The 16,378-nt window shown below is 46.4% G+C and carries 13 protein-coding genes; 12 read left to right on the top strand and 1 reads right to left on the bottom strand.

Annotation, left to right across the window (positions count from 1 at the left end):
- The first annotated feature begins 16 nt into the window (after positions 1–16).
- The 9 genes from AC0VYE_RS22815 to AC0VYE_RS22775 all read left to right on the top strand — a co-directional run bounded on the left by AC0VYE_RS22815 (position 17) and on the right by AC0VYE_RS22775 (position 12,679).
- Complete coding sequence (locus AC0VYE_RS22815; RefSeq protein WP_475442967.1) at positions 17–1,354, top strand: glycoside hydrolase family 30 protein; 1,338 nt, start codon at positions 17–19, stop codon at positions 1,352–1,354.
- 95 nt (positions 1,355–1,449) lie between these two features.
- A complete protein-coding gene (locus AC0VYE_RS22810) occupies positions 1,450–3,228 on the top strand; it encodes a sensor histidine kinase (RefSeq protein WP_475442966.1) in 1,779 nt (592 codons plus the stop codon).
- Positions 3,221–4,282: a response regulator transcription factor gene (locus tag AC0VYE_RS22805; RefSeq protein ID WP_475442965.1), complete on the top strand. Its 1,062-nt coding sequence runs from the start codon at positions 3,221–3,223 to the stop codon at positions 4,280–4,282. Before AC0VYE_RS22810 ends, AC0VYE_RS22805 begins: the two co-directional genes overlap by 8 nt.
- A gap of 101 nt (positions 4,283–4,383) precedes the next feature.
- The gene (locus tag AC0VYE_RS22800) at positions 4,384–5,679 is read left to right on the top strand and encodes an ABC transporter substrate-binding protein (protein WP_339203749.1); all 1,296 of its coding nucleotides are present in this window, start codon (positions 4,384–4,386) and stop codon (positions 5,677–5,679) included.
- Positions 5,680–5,865: 186 nt separating this feature from the next.
- Positions 5,866–6,750, top strand: a complete 885-nt coding sequence (locus AC0VYE_RS22795; protein WP_076266655.1) for a carbohydrate ABC transporter permease — start codon at positions 5,866–5,868, stop codon at positions 6,748–6,750.
- Entirely contained in the window at positions 6,747–7,574 is an 828-nt protein-coding gene (locus tag AC0VYE_RS22790) for a carbohydrate ABC transporter permease (protein WP_076266656.1), read from the top strand. Before AC0VYE_RS22795 ends, AC0VYE_RS22790 begins: the two co-directional genes overlap by 4 nt.
- The gene (locus AC0VYE_RS22785; RefSeq protein ID WP_475442964.1) at positions 7,571–9,568 is read left to right on the top strand and encodes a beta-galactosidase; all 1,998 of its coding nucleotides are present in this window, start codon (positions 7,571–7,573) and stop codon (positions 9,566–9,568) included. Before AC0VYE_RS22790 ends, AC0VYE_RS22785 begins: the two co-directional genes overlap by 4 nt.
- A gap of 199 nt (positions 9,569–9,767) precedes the next feature.
- Positions 9,768–10,859, top strand: coding sequence for an LLM class flavin-dependent oxidoreductase (locus AC0VYE_RS22780; protein ID WP_475449688.1), 1,092 nt, complete (start codon positions 9,768–9,770; stop codon positions 10,857–10,859).
- 203 nt (positions 10,860–11,062) lie between these two features.
- Positions 11,063–12,679 carry an alpha-amylase family protein gene (locus AC0VYE_RS22775; protein ID WP_475442963.1) on the top strand — a complete coding sequence of 539 codons (1,617 nt, stop codon included), beginning with the start codon at positions 11,063–11,065 and terminating at the stop codon, positions 12,677–12,679.
- On the opposite strand, the gene AC0VYE_RS22770 is transcribed toward AC0VYE_RS22775, so the two are convergent.
- Positions 12,666–13,646 carry a helix-turn-helix domain-containing protein gene (locus AC0VYE_RS22770; RefSeq protein WP_475442962.1) on the bottom strand — a complete coding sequence of 327 codons (981 nt, stop codon included), beginning with the start codon at positions 13,644–13,646 and terminating at the stop codon, positions 12,666–12,668. The two genes, AC0VYE_RS22775 and AC0VYE_RS22770, sit on opposite strands and share 14 nt — an antisense overlap.
- A gap of 67 nt (positions 13,647–13,713) precedes the next feature.
- On the opposite strand from AC0VYE_RS22770, the gene AC0VYE_RS22765 reads away from it, so the two are divergent.
- From AC0VYE_RS22765 to AC0VYE_RS22755, 3 genes are all read left to right on the top strand, one after another.
- A complete protein-coding gene (locus tag AC0VYE_RS22765; protein WP_475442961.1) occupies positions 13,714–15,021 on the top strand; it encodes a family 4 glycosyl hydrolase in 1,308 nt (435 codons plus the stop codon).
- 171 nt (positions 15,022–15,192) lie between these two features.
- Complete coding sequence (locus AC0VYE_RS22760) at positions 15,193–15,495, top strand: chorismate mutase (RefSeq protein WP_475442960.1); 303 nt, start codon at positions 15,193–15,195, stop codon at positions 15,493–15,495.
- A 58-nt stretch (positions 15,496–15,553) separates the two neighbouring features.
- The gene (locus tag AC0VYE_RS22755; RefSeq protein ID WP_475442959.1) at positions 15,554–16,318 is read left to right on the top strand and encodes a DUF3891 family protein; all 765 of its coding nucleotides are present in this window, start codon (positions 15,554–15,556) and stop codon (positions 16,316–16,318) included.
- The last annotated feature ends 60 nt before the right edge of the window (positions 16,319–16,378 follow it).

The raw sequence follows: 16,378 nt of genomic DNA, 5'->3' as shown, positions 1-16,378 counted from the left end.
AGTGAGGTTTGCGGTGATGAGAGAGAAACAGATACAATGGTTTGCAAGCACGGAAAGCAAGCGATGGTTCAATAAAACGATAGAGGAAGCCGGTAATGGACATCATAATCTGACATTCTCAGGTGAGAGCTTTCAGCGGCTAGAAGGGTTTGGAGGCTGCTTTAACGAGCTTGGTTTTGCTGCTCTGCAGCATCTGCCGGAGGAAGAACGCAGTCAAGTGATGCATGCGCTCTTTCATCCCGAAGGCGAGCATAAATTCAGTATTTGCAGGCTTCCGATAGGCGCTAGCGATTATGCACTGGAATGGTATAGCTTAAACGAAACAGACGGAGACTTAAGTATGGAGCATTTCTCCATTGCCCGTGATCAACAACATTTGATTCCTTATATTAAGGAAGCGCTAAAACTCAATCCTGAATTGAAGCTGTTCGCCTCTCCGTGGAGCCCTCCGACCTGGATGAAATTTCCGAAGGCGTACAATTACGGCACGCTGCGCTGGGAGAAAGAAATTTTAGAAGCGTACGCGCTCTATTTCGTAAAGTTTGTTGAGGCATACAAGGCAGAAGGCATTACGATTCACCAGGTTCATGTTCAAAATGAGGTGGTTGCGGATCAGAAGTTTCCTTCCTGCGTATGGACGGGCGAGCAGCTTCGTGAATTTATACGTGATTATTTGGGACCTGCCTTCGAGAGCCATGGACTCGATACAGAAATATGGCTTGGCACAATTAATGCGCCGGAGGCATGGGATGAATGGCTGAAGAAGAAGGCAACTGATTTTGATGCGTATGCCAATACGGTGCTAAGCGACCCTGAAGCTTATAAATATGTGAAGGGCGTGGGCTATCAATGGGCGGGCAAGCACGCTTTGCAGCGCACCGTTCAAAGCTATCCTGAGCTTCGTTATATGCAAACGGAAAATGAATGCGGTGACGGTGAAAACAGTTGGTTCTATGCAAGATATGTGTTTAATCTCTATCATCATTATTTTACGAACGGCGTGAACGCTTATATTTACTGGAACATGGTGCTGGAGCCAAAGGGCCGCAGCACATGGGGCTGGGAGCAAAATGCAATGCTGACCGTAGACAAGGAAAAGCAGCTTGCCATCCGTAATCCGGAGTATTATGTGATGAAGCACTTTGCCCATTTCACTTCGCCTGATGATCGAAGAATAGGGCTGAAGGGTCCATGGTCAGGCAATGCAATTGCTTTCGAGAAGCCAGACGGCACACGCATCATCGTCTTAACGAATCCATTCAAGGAAAAAAGGGAGCTGCGTCTGTCCGTCGGCTCCAAACTCCAGCTGCTCGAGCTGGAACCGGAATCCTTTCATACGATCGTCATTCCATGAGGATGATGAAAGCATATAAACTAACGCCAGCAATCGATGGGGCGTTAGTTTTTTGCACACAATAGCTAGAAGAGAAGCGGGAGGCGAGAGAGCAAATGTTGGCCAAGCTAATCCGTATACTGACAGAGCCCTTCCGGCGCAGTATTCGGAATAAATTGATTTTTACGATGATTTTTTTATCCGTTATTCCGATTATAGCGGTTACTGCCTTGGCCGCCGAAAACAACCGAAAGTCGATGGAAGCGGAAGTTATCGGAACGAATTTATCCAATATGAAGTGGACTGGCGTCTACTTGGGCGAGCAGTTCTCGCAATTGAACAATCTCGTTTATTCCGTACTCATCAGCCCTCATCTTAGTGATTATTTGGCAAGCACAGAGGGTTCGCTGCTCATTAACCAATTTGCCGCTCAAAAAAATATTATGGATACGCTGAGCAATTTGTTTTATTCCGCAGGAAATCATGTCATCGGCGTCGAGCTGTTTTTGAAAGAGCCGCGGAAACTGTTTACCATAAGCGGAAATCAATATGATTTGGAAACCTCGCCTACGATCCCTTCTCCTTACAAGCAGCTATTTGAGGAAAATAAAGATTTTCTTATTCAATCTAATAACGGGGATGAAGGTCACTTTCAATTGATTCGGAGCATTAACCGTTTTGAGAATCGGGAGAAGCTAGGCGGTATCTCGCTTAAAATTCGCTGGTCGATGCTTGATCAGACGCTCGATTTGATAGGCCGCGGCAAGGATCATCAGGTTCTGATCGCGAGCGAAGACGGGAATGTTCTTTATCAACGTTTCGGAGAGCGCCCCTCGGATAACATTATGCAGCGGATCAAGGAAACAACAGAGGATCAAGGTTATTTCCGCATGTCGAAGGCGTACGTCTTCTATAACACGATTGATCCCGTCGGCTTGAAGCTGATTACGATTATTCCGACCAGCTTTATTAATAAGAGCGCGCAATCGACGATGCGATTTGGCCTTATCGTAGGCGCAATTTCTATCGTGCTGTCGATTTTGATTGCTATTTTGTTAGCATGGCGGACGGCCACGCCAATTGTTACGCTCGCAAGATCGATGCAGGGCCTTGGCATCATCAAGGAAACAGAGCTGCCTCAAAGCAACCGCGTAGATGAGATCGGCTTGCTTGAAACAAAGCTTTACAACATGTCATACCGCATTAGAGAGCATATTAAAACGGAATACAGCATCAATCTGGAGAAAAAAACCGCGGAGCTTAAAGCGCTCCAAGCGCAAATCAATCCGCATTTTTTGCAAAATACACTTCAAATGATCGGCAGCATGCTCTTTACGAAAAAACCTGCGGAGAGCTACGAAATCATTCGATCGCTTAGCGATATGTTTCGATATGTCATTCGCGATCCCAACGATCTCGCCTCCTTAAAAGCTGAAATCGATCATTTAAACAATTATATGCTTATCCAGAAGCAGCGTTTTTACTCCAAGCTTACCTATCACACGGAAATGGACGAGTCCATGATGCTTTCTCCCATTCCGAAGCTGACGCTTCAGCCAATTGTTGAAAATGCTTTTTTCCATGGACTAGAAAATAAATCAGGTCATTGGGAGCTTAGCGTGAGCGTAGCGCGTGAGCATGATAAAGTTCGAATTCGAATCCGTGACAATGGCGTCGGCATACGCGAGGATAAGCTTGCCGACCTGCAAAAGCGGCTTCACCAACATAGCGGACAGGTTTGGACGCACGGCAATCGCATCGGCATTCAAAATGTTGCGTCCCGCATTCAAATGCATTTTGGCCCAGACTATGGGATTACGATTGAAAGCGAGTTAGGAGCGGGAACGACGGTCACCGTCTCGATTCCAATAGCAGGGGGAGATCAGCATGCTTAAAGTATTCATTGTGGATGATGAGAGCTGGGCAAGAGACATCATCAAAGCGTTCGGAGAATGGGAAAGCCTCGGCATGGAAATTGTAGGAGAAGCAGAGGACGGTACAGAAGCGCTTCGAATGATGGAGGTTTTGCAGCCTCATATTGTCATTACGGATATGCGGATGCCCGGAACAGATGGCGCTGCGCTGCTGCAGCAGCTTAATGACCAGTTTCCAGCAATTAAGACGATCGTCGTCAGCGGGTATGATGATTTTCAATATGCAAAACATGCGCTTCGCTTTAAGGCGATGGATTATCTGCTTAAGCCAGTTGATCCGAAAGAGCTTAATACGGCGCTGCAAAATTGCAAAAGCGGGCTTGAAGCTGTTCAAATGGAGCGTGGAACAATATCACTTGATCTTGATATTTCATATACATTGGCATCGTATAAGAAGCTTTTAAAGTTGCGTTTCAATGAGCTGAATACAGATGGCGTTAAGACAACGCTTGATCAAATGATGAAGGAGCTCGAGCAGAGCGGTATTACGAAAGCCGTCATGCTGGAGCAGGTCGTACAAGAGTTGCTTCTGCTGCTTAAGGAATTAATGAATGCTAATTCACAAGACAGCGACTCGCTGCATGCGCCGTATGGGCATGAGATCACCCAGTCAGGCGAGAATACAGCTGCTTTTCTTACCCATCATTATGTGACTACACTGAGGCAGCTTATTCAGCAGCGCAAATTTAAAAACAAATTGAATTTGGATGAAGTTAGGCTGTATATGGAGAAACATTATACGGAGCCGGTTACGCTGGAGCAGCTCGCTAGAGCTTTTTTTGTGAGCAAGGAATATTTGAGTAAAGTGTTCAAGCAGGAATATGGACGCAATGTCACGGATTATATGCTGCACCTACGCATGGTGAAGGCAAAAGAGTGGCTGATGGATGAGAGCATTCCCATTAAAGCGATTGCGGAAATGGCGGGTTACGAGGATATCACCTATTTTTATCGTGTGTTCAAGAAACATTTTGGCATCGCGCCAGGTGAGATGAGGAAGAGCAGCGAGGTTTAAAAATGTCCAACGAAAGAGTCTAATTCTGTCCAATTAAACGCTTTCATTTTTTAGATACAATGAAAGCGTAAACAAAACAAGCTTCTGGGAGGTCAAATGAGATGAAAAAAATAGTTAAAGGCTTACTCGTTACGATGCTCGCGACAACACTGTTAGCTGGCTGCGGCAGCAATACAAATAATGCTGGCAGCACAGATGGGGCAGCAAGCGGCGGCGGTGAAGCCAAGAGCGTAAAGCTGAAAATGTTCATTGCTCAGCCTCGTTTTAAAGAGCATTACGATAAATATATTGCTGACTTCGTAGCCAAGGAAAAAGCTGAGAAAAACATCGACGTGTCGGTACAGCTCGAAATGCCGACAGCCGATAATGCGGCGCAAATTTTGAAGACGCGCCTTGCCTCCAATGATGCACCTGATATTTTCGCGCTTCATGCCATTAACGAAATTCCTTCTTACTACAAAGCAGGTTACTTAGAGGATTTATCCGATCAGCCTTTTGTCGGCAAGCTGCTGGACAGCGTTAAACCTTCAGTTACAACGACAGATGGTAAAGTCGTAGCCGTTCCTCTGGAAACCTTGTCTTGGGGCTACTTGTACAACAAAAAGATCTTTACGGATCTTGGCATTACACCTCCAAAAACGCTGACAGAAATGAAAGCGGTTGTCGAGAAGCTGAAAGCGAATAAGGTAACGCCTTTTGTGCTTTCATATAAGGAAGCTTGGATTCCACAGCTCGTGCTGCCGCTCGCAGCGGGCGCACTTATCAATACGGAGGATGCTGATTTCATCGAACGGATGAATAAGGATGAAGGCTCCTTTACAGAGCTAAAAGCAATGTTCGACATCTTTGATCTTATCAATGCGAACGGAACGGAAAAAGCGACAGAAGTGGGCGGCGATGATGGCGCAGCAGCGTTTGCAGCAGGCAAAGGCGCAATGTGGCTGCAAGGGCCGTGGTACGCAGAAACAATTCTTAAATCCAATCCGGATCTTGATTTTGGTGTAGCACCTCTGCCAATCAATGACAATCCAGATGCGACTCTTATTAACCTAAGTGCTTCGACTTCTCTTGCTGTTTCTAAGAGCACAAAAAACAAGGAAGTCGCGCTGGATTTCATCAACTACATTCTGGATGACACTGCTTCAAATGCTTTCTTCCAAGCGCTTAAATTCAACCCAATCTCCACCGTGCATACGTATGAGAGCTATCCATGGGTTAATGATGCAACAGCTTATGTGAAAGAAGGCAAGTCTTATCAAGACCCGGCTATTCCTCAATCCGTGAAGGATGAAGTGGGCAAAGGGCTGCAAGCGTATTATGCCGGTCAATTATCGCAAGATGACGTACTCAAAGCACTTGATAAAGCTTGGAAATCGTACAACAAGGTAAATAAATAAACAGCACATGCTCGGGATGAAGGGAGACAAGGAGATTCTGCTTCGCTTCATCCCGTTTTTTAAAAATAAGAGAGTATATCATTTTCTCATACTTATCTTATATTTCACCGTCAAAGCTACTCAGCGTCTAAAGGACGCCGAAGACGTTTTTGCTCAGTAAAGACACATAGGAGAGGGGCGGATACTGTGCCGATCAAGAGCTACAAAAAATACATCTCGTTATTTACGTTTGTCGCGCCCGCTTTTATTTTGTACGCGATCTTCCTGCTGATTCCAACGCTCGGCGGAATGTTTTACAGCTTCACGGATTGGAATGGCTTGAATCGTGACTATGACTTTATTGGATTGGGCAACTTTATTGAAGCGCTTAGAGACGATCCCGATTTTGTCGGTTCGTTATTGTTCACCTTGAAGTATGTGCTGTTCATGGTTGTGCTGCAAAATGTATTTGCGCTGCTGCTGGCTGTATTTATTGAATCACGCCGCAAAAGCAAAGGTTTCTTCCGTACCATTTTCTTTATGCCCAACATGATAAGCACGATTATCAGCGCATTTATGTGGACATTTGTATTCGCGCAGGTGCTTCCTCAGCTGGCAGAAAAGACAGCGCTTACGTTTCTAGATCAAGCTTGGATCGGTGATCCAAAAGTAAGCTTCTTCTCGATTCTGACCGTTTCCCTCTGGAACGGCGTCGGCTACATGATGATCATTTATTTGGCAGGACTGCAAGGTGTGCCTCAAAGCTTGAAGGAAGCAGCTGTTATCGATGGAGCTACCGCTTTCCAAACGTTTCGCAATGTGACGCTGCCGATGATTTCACATGCGATTACGATCTGTTTCTTTCTTACGCTAAACGGCGCGTTTAAAGTGTTCGAGGTTGTATATGGCTTGACAGGCGGAGGACCTGGGCGAAGCACGCAAGTTATTACGATGAACATTTACGAGGAAGCCTTCTCAAACAACTTCCGATATGGTTATGCCAGCGCAAAATCGGTCATTCTATTCGTGATTATTCTCATCTTCACATTTATCCAAATTCGTGTCATGAAGAAAAGAGAGGTGGAAGCATGAGACAGAATAAATCAACCTCCCTCCTTATTACCATTTTCCTGTCGATTGGGGCTGCGATCTCTTTTTTCCCGATTTACTTGGCGGTTATTAACTCATTTAAGACACAAGGTGAGATGTTCAAGTCGTTCGTCTCGCTGCCATCAAAGATTCAATTCGATAATTATGTAAATGCTTTTCATCAAATCAATTTGCTGGGCAGCACACTCAACTCGATCATTATTTCGGTGCTCGGCATCGGCGGAATCGTCTTTTGTGCATCGCTTGCTGGCTATAAGCTGTCACGTACGAGCGGAAAGATAAGCAATTTGATTTTTTTCCTGTTTATCGCTTCCATGCTTGTGCCGTTTCATTCGATTATGATTCCATTGACTAGAATGGCCAAAGCCTTGTCTGTTCAAGGCAGTACGTATGGGCTTGCAATCATATATATTGGACTCGGCGTCAATATGGCGATCTTTCTGTATCATGGCTTTGTGAAGTCTATCCCTAAGGAGCTGGAGGAGGCGGCGCAAATTGATGGCTGCAATGAATATCAAACGTTCTTTAAAATTATTTTCCCGCTGCTTGTGCCGATTACGGTGACGATAGCGATTTTAGATTTCCTCTGGATCTGGAATGATTTCCTGCTGCCGCTGCTCATGCTGACGGACGTAAGCAATTACACGCTTATCTTATCGACAAACACGCTCTTCGGTGAGTATAACAAAGAATGGTCGCTTATTTTGGCGGCGCTCGTACTGACCGCGATTCCAGTCATTATTATTTACTCGTTCTTCCAAAAGTTTATTATGCATGGGATTGCCGAGGGGGCTGTTAAAGGATGAATAAGCTGTTATATGGCGTCGCTTATTATGACGAATATATGCCTTATGAGCGATTAGATGAGGATATTCGGATGATGAAGGAAGCAGGCATTAACGTGGTTCGAATCGCGGAATCGACATGGAGCACACATGAGCCGCAAAACGGCGTATTCGACTTCTCATCCGTAGACAGAGTACTGGATGCGATGTACAAAGCCGGTATCGCCGTCATTGTTGGCACACCAACCTATGCCGTGCCTGCTTGGATGGTCAAGGAGCACCCGGATGTACTTGCCGTAACCCCTCGCGGACCAGGCAAATACGGCGCTCGCCAAATTATGGATATTACGAATGCTGCTTATCTTTTCTATTCAGAGCGAATCATCCGCAAGCTCATTAGCCGCGTAAGTACACATCCAGCCGTGATTGGCTATCAGACGGATAATGAAACGAAACATTATGATACGGCGGGACCAAATGTCCAGCTGCAGTTCGTCAAATATATGAGGGATACTTATGAAACGCTGGACGTCGTTAATCAGCTGTTTGGGCTTGATTATTGGAGCAATCGCATCAACAGCTGGGAGGAGTTCCCTTCCGTTATCGGCACAATCAATGGCAGCTTAGGCGCGGAGTTCGCGAAGTTCCAGCGGAAGCTGGTAAATGAGTTTTTGGCATGGCAGGTCTCTATCGTGAACGAATATAAGCAGCCGGGACAATTTGTAACTCAAAACTTTGATTTTGAATGGCGAGGCTACTCATTTGGCGTTCAGCCTTCCGTTGATCACTTTGCTGCTTCAGAGCCCTTTGATATTGCGGGCGTCGATATTTATCATCCTTCGCAGGATGATTTAACCGGCATCGAAATCTCATTTGGCGGCGACATGACACGTTCGCTCAAAAACGATAATTACTTAGTGCTCGAAACGCAGGCACAGGCCTTTCCGCATTGGACGCCATATCCCGGGCAATTGCGCTTGCAGGCGTTCAGCCACCTTGCTTCCGGCGCCAATATGGTCGCGTATTGGCACTGGCATTCGATTCACAATTCGTTCGAAACGTATTGGAAGGGGCTGCTCAGCCATGATTTTCAGCCTAATCCTGTTTATAACGAAGCCAAAACGATCGGTGCGGATTTTGCTAGGCTGAGCGAGGACCTTGCCAGCCTCCGCAAAAACAATCAAGTGGCTGTAATGGTCAGCAACGAGGCTTTATCTGCAATGGAATGGTTTAAGCTTCCCGATGGCAAAACCTACAATGATGTTGTTCGCGCACTCTATGACGAATTGTACAAGCTTAATGTCGAGGTTGATTTTATTCAGCCGACCTGCGCCCACTTGGATAAATACAAGATGATTGTCGTACCAGCGCTTTACGCTGCCCCTTCAGAGAGTTTAGAGCGATTAAATGAATTCGTACGAAGCGGAGGACATGTCGTTTATACGTTCAAAAGCGGCTTCGCCGACGAGGTCATTAAGGTACGTACTTCACAGCAGCCCGGTATCATACAAGCAGCTTGCGGCATATCCTATAGCATGTTCGTAACGCCAAATCATGTCGGTTTAAAAGGCCCGCTGATCGATCAGAGTAACGAGGCGAAAGAGGTTGAAGCGTGGATGGAGCTCATCACGCCAACAACCGCTGAAGTGCTGGCTTCTTATGATCATGCGCAGTGGAGTGAATATGCGGCAATTACAAGAAATAACTATGGAAAAGGAACAGCTACCTATATAGGATGCTTGCCTGGTCCTGCTGTTGTAAGAAGTGTGCTATGCGGGGCTTTGCAGAATGCAGGTCTTTGGGGCGCAGAGCAAGAGCTTGTTTTTCCAATCATCGTAAAATCGGGCTTGAATAGTAGCGGAAAGAATATACGATATTATTTCAACTACTCAGATGATGCCGTTACATTTGACTATAAGCATCAGGACGGTACTGAGCTGCTGAATGGTAGTAAAGTTACTAGTGGACAACAGCTGGAGCTCGCACCATGGGGCTTTCTCATCATATCAGCCTAAATAGTAGGAACCTTCCGATCACTTTTACTGTGATTTTGAAGGTTCTTTTGTACTTTGTAAGACATTTAGGCGGGCTTCATGCTCTTGATCTTGACGCAACTTAATAACTTATGTATCATTACTTACGTAAAGTAACTAGGTCAGCGAACAAAATATGTACTTTTGCCTTGGACATAAATATAGGAAAGCGGTGTTTGAAATCAACGAGAAAATACAACAAGTTGCTCAGCCTTCGAAGGAACGAGCAGATGTGTTCGAATTTGGCATTTACACATTAGGCGATATAAGTACTGATCCTATCAGTAGAGTATCGCCAAATGCGAGAGAACGTTTGAAGGAAATCGTCGCAGCTGCCAAGCTTGCAGATGAGGCGGGCATTGATGTATTTGGAGTGGGTGAGCATCATCGCTTGGACTTTGCTGTTACATCTCCACCTGTTCTGCTTGCTGCAATCGCACAAGCGACGAAGCGGATTCGGTTAACGAGCGCAACGACGGTGCTTGGAACCTCAGATCCAGTTCGAGTATTCGAGGATTTTGCTACACTTGATTTGCTCTCGGATGGACGCGCGGAAATTATTGCGGGACGAGGAGCGTATATAGAGTCATTTCCATTGTTTGGGTATGAGCTTGAGAGCTATAAGGAGCTCTTTCAGGAGAAGCTTAATCTGCTGCTTGAGTTAAATGAAACCGAGAATATCACTTGGGATGGAAAATATAGAACGCCGCTGCTGAATGCTGAGATTGCACCTCGTCCAGAGCAGGCGAAGCTACCCGTATGGGTCGGTGTCGGAGGTACGCCTCAGAGCGCGGAACTCGCAGGAAGCCATGGTCTAGGAATGGCCCTTGCCATCCTTGGCGGAGATCCAGCTCGATTTAAACCGCTTGTAGACGTATATCGTGCTGCTGGTGTTCGCGCAGGCTATAAACAAGAAGATCTAAAAGTAGCGATCACAAGCCATGGATATATTGCCAACTCGACTGAGCAAGCGAAGGATGAATATTATCCTTATTATGCTCATTATGTAAGCCAGTTTATGGGAGGCAAGCAGAGGGGCGAGTCGATGGCACGCGAGCAATTCGAACAATTGGCAAACCCAATCAATGCGCTGGCTGTTGGCAGCCCGGAAATGCTTGTTGAGAAAATATTGGCGCAGCATGAGCTATTCGGTCATCAGCGCTTCATGGCTCAGTTTGATATTGGCGGCATTCCGTTCTCAAAGGTAGCGGCTTCCATTGAGCTGCTGGCGACGAAGGTTGCGCCGGTTGTACGCAGAGAACTGAACAAATAAAAGGCAGCTAAGCTAGATTAATCATGAATATAAAGACTGTTCAATGCCATGATGTGGCGGCGGCAGTCTTTTTTTTATGTTATTGGATGTCCCATTTGGTTCATTATTTATTCGTGATACGACTCATTTCGTTATTCAAATTGCTGGCAGCGAATACTATACTCGGTTTTATAGAACGATGTTCAATACGGGAGGCGCTCACGATGGAGTTTTTAGATCTATTAACCAATCCGGACAATGTTGAAGTGGAGTGGGAAGAGGGATGGGTTCGCGCGTCATTCCGTTCACGAGAATGGTATGCAGGCGAAACCGTTATTTCATTTGAAACGATGGCTAATCGTATGGCCGTTCGATTAAGTGCAGGCCAGACGCCAGTTAGGCGGCTTCATCTGAGATGGCAGCGAGAACTGGTCAGCGGGGGCATGCGTGTTCTGGGTGATCAATGGGAACGAGGCTACGGTGATTTGGAATGGCGGGGGTTAGTTGCTGAACGTGAAATGCCATGGTATTTCCTGTTGTCAGAAGGGGGACGCACGCATGGTTATGGCGTAGAGACCGGTACAAGCTCCTTTTGTTACTGGCAAGCGGATGCAGGCGGAATCAGCCTGACACTTGATGTTCGCTGCGGTGAAGCGGGAGTGCTGCTTGGTGATCGAACGCTCGAGGCTGCGGTCATTGTAACGAGAGAAGGTGCGGAAGGCGAATCGGCATTTCGTGCAGCAACGGCGTTTTGCGAACAGATGTGCAAGCAGCCGATCCTGCCTTCACAACCTGTGTATGGGGGAAACAACTGGTATTATGCCTATGGGAATAGCTCGACAGCAGAGATAATCGCTGATTCGGAGCGCGTGTCAGATTGGTCTTCTTCGGTCGATAACCGTCCGTTTATGGTTATTGATGACGGTTGGCAGCTCTGCAGCGGCGGGGGCAGCTGCAATGGTGGGCCTTGGGAACCCAATTATCAGTTTTCTGATATGCAGAAGCTGGCCAGCGATATGAAAGGAATCGGGGTTCGTCCTGGCATATGGTGCAGACCGCTATTAGTCGCAAACAGTGTGCCAAATCATTGGAGAAGATATGGTGGCCACAATGCGGGCAGCATTTATTTGGACCCAAGCGTTCCTGATGTGCTTGACTATGTGGGCAATGAAATTCGCAAGCTGCACGATTGGGGTTATGAACTGATTAAGCATGATTTTTCCACTTTCGATATTTTTGCCAAATGGGGCTTTGAAATGGGCGCATCGATGAGTGATCATGGTTTAGCTTTTGCTGATCGCACGAAGACGACGGCGGAAATTATTGTCGCTTTGTATAAGAAGATTGCAGAAGCTTCAGCGGACAGTTTAATTATTGGCTGTAATACAGTAGGGCACTTAGCAGCGGGCTTGGTTGAAATTCAGCGGACCGGTGACGATACGAGCGGTAAGGAATGGGAGCGTACACGTAAAATGGGCGTCAACACGCTTGCTTTCCGCATGCCGCAGCATGACACTTTTTTTGCGGCTGATGCGGATTGTGTTGGCTTGACCGACGATGTCCCTTGGCATTTGAACAAGCAGTGGCTGGAGCTATTGTCCGAAAGCGGAACACCGCTGTTCATTTCTGCAGATCCAAAGGCGGTTGGCGCGGAACAGGAAGCAGCGATTCGCAAAGCGTTCGAACGAGCGTCTAAACCGCTGCCACCGGCTGAACCGCTGGACTGGCTTGATGATCGCTGCCCGTCCCGTTGGCAGATAGCCGGAGAGGAGCGGCATTTCAATTGGTATGCTGAACGAGGCGTACAATTGAATGAGCGTCCTGAAATTATTCTGAGGTAGCAGAAGGAACGTGGCTGGATAAATGACCGGCATGAGGTTCCACCTCAAGCGGCGTCAAATAGCTTATCGTTGATTTATGCTGTCTCCGATAGGCGCCAGGCGTTAATCCTGTCCATTTGGCGAACTGCCTAATAAAGCTTTGCACATTCTCGAATCCGATTCGGAATGCGATCTCTTCAAGCGGTATGTTTCGCATGACAAGCATATGCATGGCCTCCTGCTGTCTAATGATTGATAAATATTGACGAGGCGACATGCCGTACGCTTGTTGAAACAAACGGCCGGCATGTCTGCGGCTAATGCCTGTTTTGGCTGCAATGGTTTCAAGCCAGTTGCTCGTTGAGGAATCTGTACCGAGTTCATTGAAGGTGCTGATGAGCGCCTCAATTTCCCTCGCGATCCGATCAGCAAGCGGCTGCTCATTTGGTTCATTGATGGAGAGCAAGGCTTCGCTCTGCACGAACTCCTCCAAATGCACCAGCATTTCATTACAAAGCATAAAGACGCGGTGAGCAGAAGGATTCTGCTGCAAGCATGAAATAAGTGCTTTTAGCAGCGGATTCAGGCGCTCATTGAGCGGATGATCTCTCGCAAATAAATACTCTCCGCAAGCTCGAAAGGCGTAGAGCAGCTTGCTGTCCACATTTTGCAAATGAATGACAAAACCGTGCATCGACTGCTGCTCGGGAACAATAAAGTCATGCAGCTTCATGGGGGGAATGAGAATAATATCACCTTCATGCTGTGTGAAACTTTCATTTCCAATACGAGCGATTTGATCGCCTGTTAGGACAATATTAATCTCCAGCATCCGATGATGCAGATGTAAATCGCATACAGGGCCTTGGCCGGCTTCGAACGTGCGCATGCCGTATAGGATAAGCTGTTCTTTATAATTAGGAAATGATTGGTTGAGGGCAGGACTCAGATTGCTCATCATAGCTCCTTTGTAAACGGAATTATTCATACCTTTATTATCTCTCTTAACGCTCAACAATAGCAATCCAAAGACAACCGAGAGGAATGAGACTATCGTGAAAATTGTATTGATAGGTGGAGGAAGCTTCGTATTTGCACCAACGGTACTCGAAGATATTATCGTAAAGGTGAGGCTTGCAGGCTGTGAGCTTGTCCTTGTTGATCCAAATCTGGATGCGGCTGAAGGGATGGCAGCAGCTGCAAGAGAAATAGCAAGGCAGTTAGAGGTAGATATTCTTGCGACTGCAACGGTAAACAGAAGAGAAGCGCTAATAGGTGCGGACTTTGTTATCGTATCCGCCTCGGTTCAAGGTGCACGCCGTTGGCAAATCGATTTTGATATATTACATGCATTGGGGATGGCGGATCAAGCAAGGGAATGTGGCGGCATGGGGGGCTTAATGAATGCATTCCGGTCCATTACGCTGATTATGGATATTTGCCGTGATATGGAGGAGCTGTGCCCGCAGGCGTGGATTCTGGATGTAACGAATCCAATGCCTCGTGTCGTAACGGCAGCAGCACGTTATTCATCGATTCGCATAGCTGGATTTTGCAATATTGCGTATAGGGGTGCTGAGGGCTACACATTCCTGCCAAAGCTGCTTGGCAAATCGGCCTCTGAGCTATCTATCGTAACTGCTGGACTTAATCACTTTGCATGGGTGATGGAAATAAAAGATAGCCGCACGGGTGAGGATCTTCTGCCTAAGCTTATTCACTATATTGAAGAGGAGAACTGGTCTGATCAAGATGAAGAGACGCAGCGCGAGCTTCGCATCTCTAAGCGATGGCTGAGCGAGTATGGAGCAGTCGCGGCTGGACACATTGACCATCATGCGGAATATCTTCCTTATCAAGAGGACATTCATTACACGACAGCACCTCCATATCATGGGTCGCTCGAAGAACGCAGCAGACGCTTGGAAGAGCTGAAGCAGATTGGTGCAGGCAAAATGCATTATGATCATTTATTTGATCATGGCAGCTGGGAGCATCCAGTTGCGCTAGCTCAAGCGTTGTATACGGGCAGCGATCTTCAGATTGATATTTTGAACGTTAAGAATGATGGCGCAATATCGGGTATTCCTTCGGATCGAATCGTAGAAATACCAGTAACCGTATCAGGCGGCATGATTCATCCGGTAGAGGTTCCAGCTTTCCCAGAGCCGCTGCTTCAATTGTGCCGCGCGATTTCGGATGTTCATGAGCTTGTCGTTGAAGCAGCAGTGACGGGCAATGTCTCTATTGCGAAGAAAGCGATAGACGCCGATCCTGCTATTGAAAATAAAGAGGCTGCTTATCAAGCTTTGGAGCAGATGCTCGAAAGCCATGCTGATTTACTGCCACAGTTTCATTTGTAATGTCTTCGCGAAATAGAACGATAGAAATGTTCACAGGAGAGCTGCTTCCTAGAAATTAGGCGGCTCTTCTTTTTATTGTTCTGGTGCTTACATCCGATAAATGCGAATGCACATAGCCGCTGGGTGATGGAGATGGTACAATTATAGGAAAAATATTTAAGGGAGAGACGCATGGAAGTTTCTAGACTAGATGAATTAAGACAAGCGATCGATCAAATCGATCAAGACATCATTTCCTTGCTTGCAAGGCGGTTTCAATTAACGGAAGAAGTGGGTATGTACAAAGCAGCAAATCATCTCGCTGCACAAGACCTGAGCCGTGAAGCCAAACAATTTGATAAAATAAAGAAACTTGCGAGCAGCCATGATTTAAATCCAGAGACAGCAGCTTCGATTTATAGATGTTTAATGGACGTTGTTATTTCACGGCATAAGGAGATTGAGCAGGTTTACGCGCTGAACACTAGTGATTAGCTGATATAGAAATACAATATCAATCAACTACTGTGTGACGAAGAAAGGGATGGAAACGATGATTTTATATGAGAAGGAAGACGCATTCATATTGATCGCACAACATGATCATGCGAGAATATCCGGAGATCTTGTTTCTGCCTGGCAGAGCCAGTTATTTCATAGTGAGGAACGAAAAGATGAATTAGCTTACGCTGCATATGAGCATGACAGCAGCTGGATTGATTTGGACCGTATCCCGCTTTGGAATGATGCAGCAAATATGCCGTTTTCGTTCCGCGATTTTCCAGGCAACATCCGCTTTTTCTTCTATTCTAAAGGTTTGGATCATGTTCAGAAAACGAGCGAATACGCCGCTTTGCTTGGCAGCATTTTGTATACGACGCTTGCTGAAAGGTTCAGAAATGAGGATACGATTACGTTTGTAGAACGTGAATTTGCAAGACAAAGCGCGATCATCGAGCGACTGCAGCTGGATGTTAGCCTGCTTCAGCTTCATGCGAAAGCGCTGCTGCTTTGTGATGAGCTGTCGCTGTTTGTATGTATGGAGCAGCCGGGAACGCCTCGAAATCAATATGAATGGTTTGCTGATGGGTTTCCCTATTGGTTCGATCGTACGGGGCAAACCTCATTGATAGCGGATTGGAAGGATGAAACGACCATCCAATTGCATCCATTCCCTTTCATACATGAGGTGGAGACTTCATTATCTTATAAAGAAGTAAGCAAGGCGGACATAGCTGTTTATGGGATCGCAGAAGCTTATCAGCGTGCAGAGCTGCTTGAGCATAAGATTCGTTTTCAGCAAGCGCCATTGGAATAGTCGTCGCTAGAAAGAAGGATACCGCATACTTGCCCGGTATCCTTCTTTTTTAATCCCTCG

The organism is Pristimantibacillus sp. Z349TD_6, from assembly GCF_056173205.1.
The sequence above is the reverse complement of the archived record's forward strand: the minus strand, read 5'-3'. Positions and strand labels throughout refer to the sequence as shown.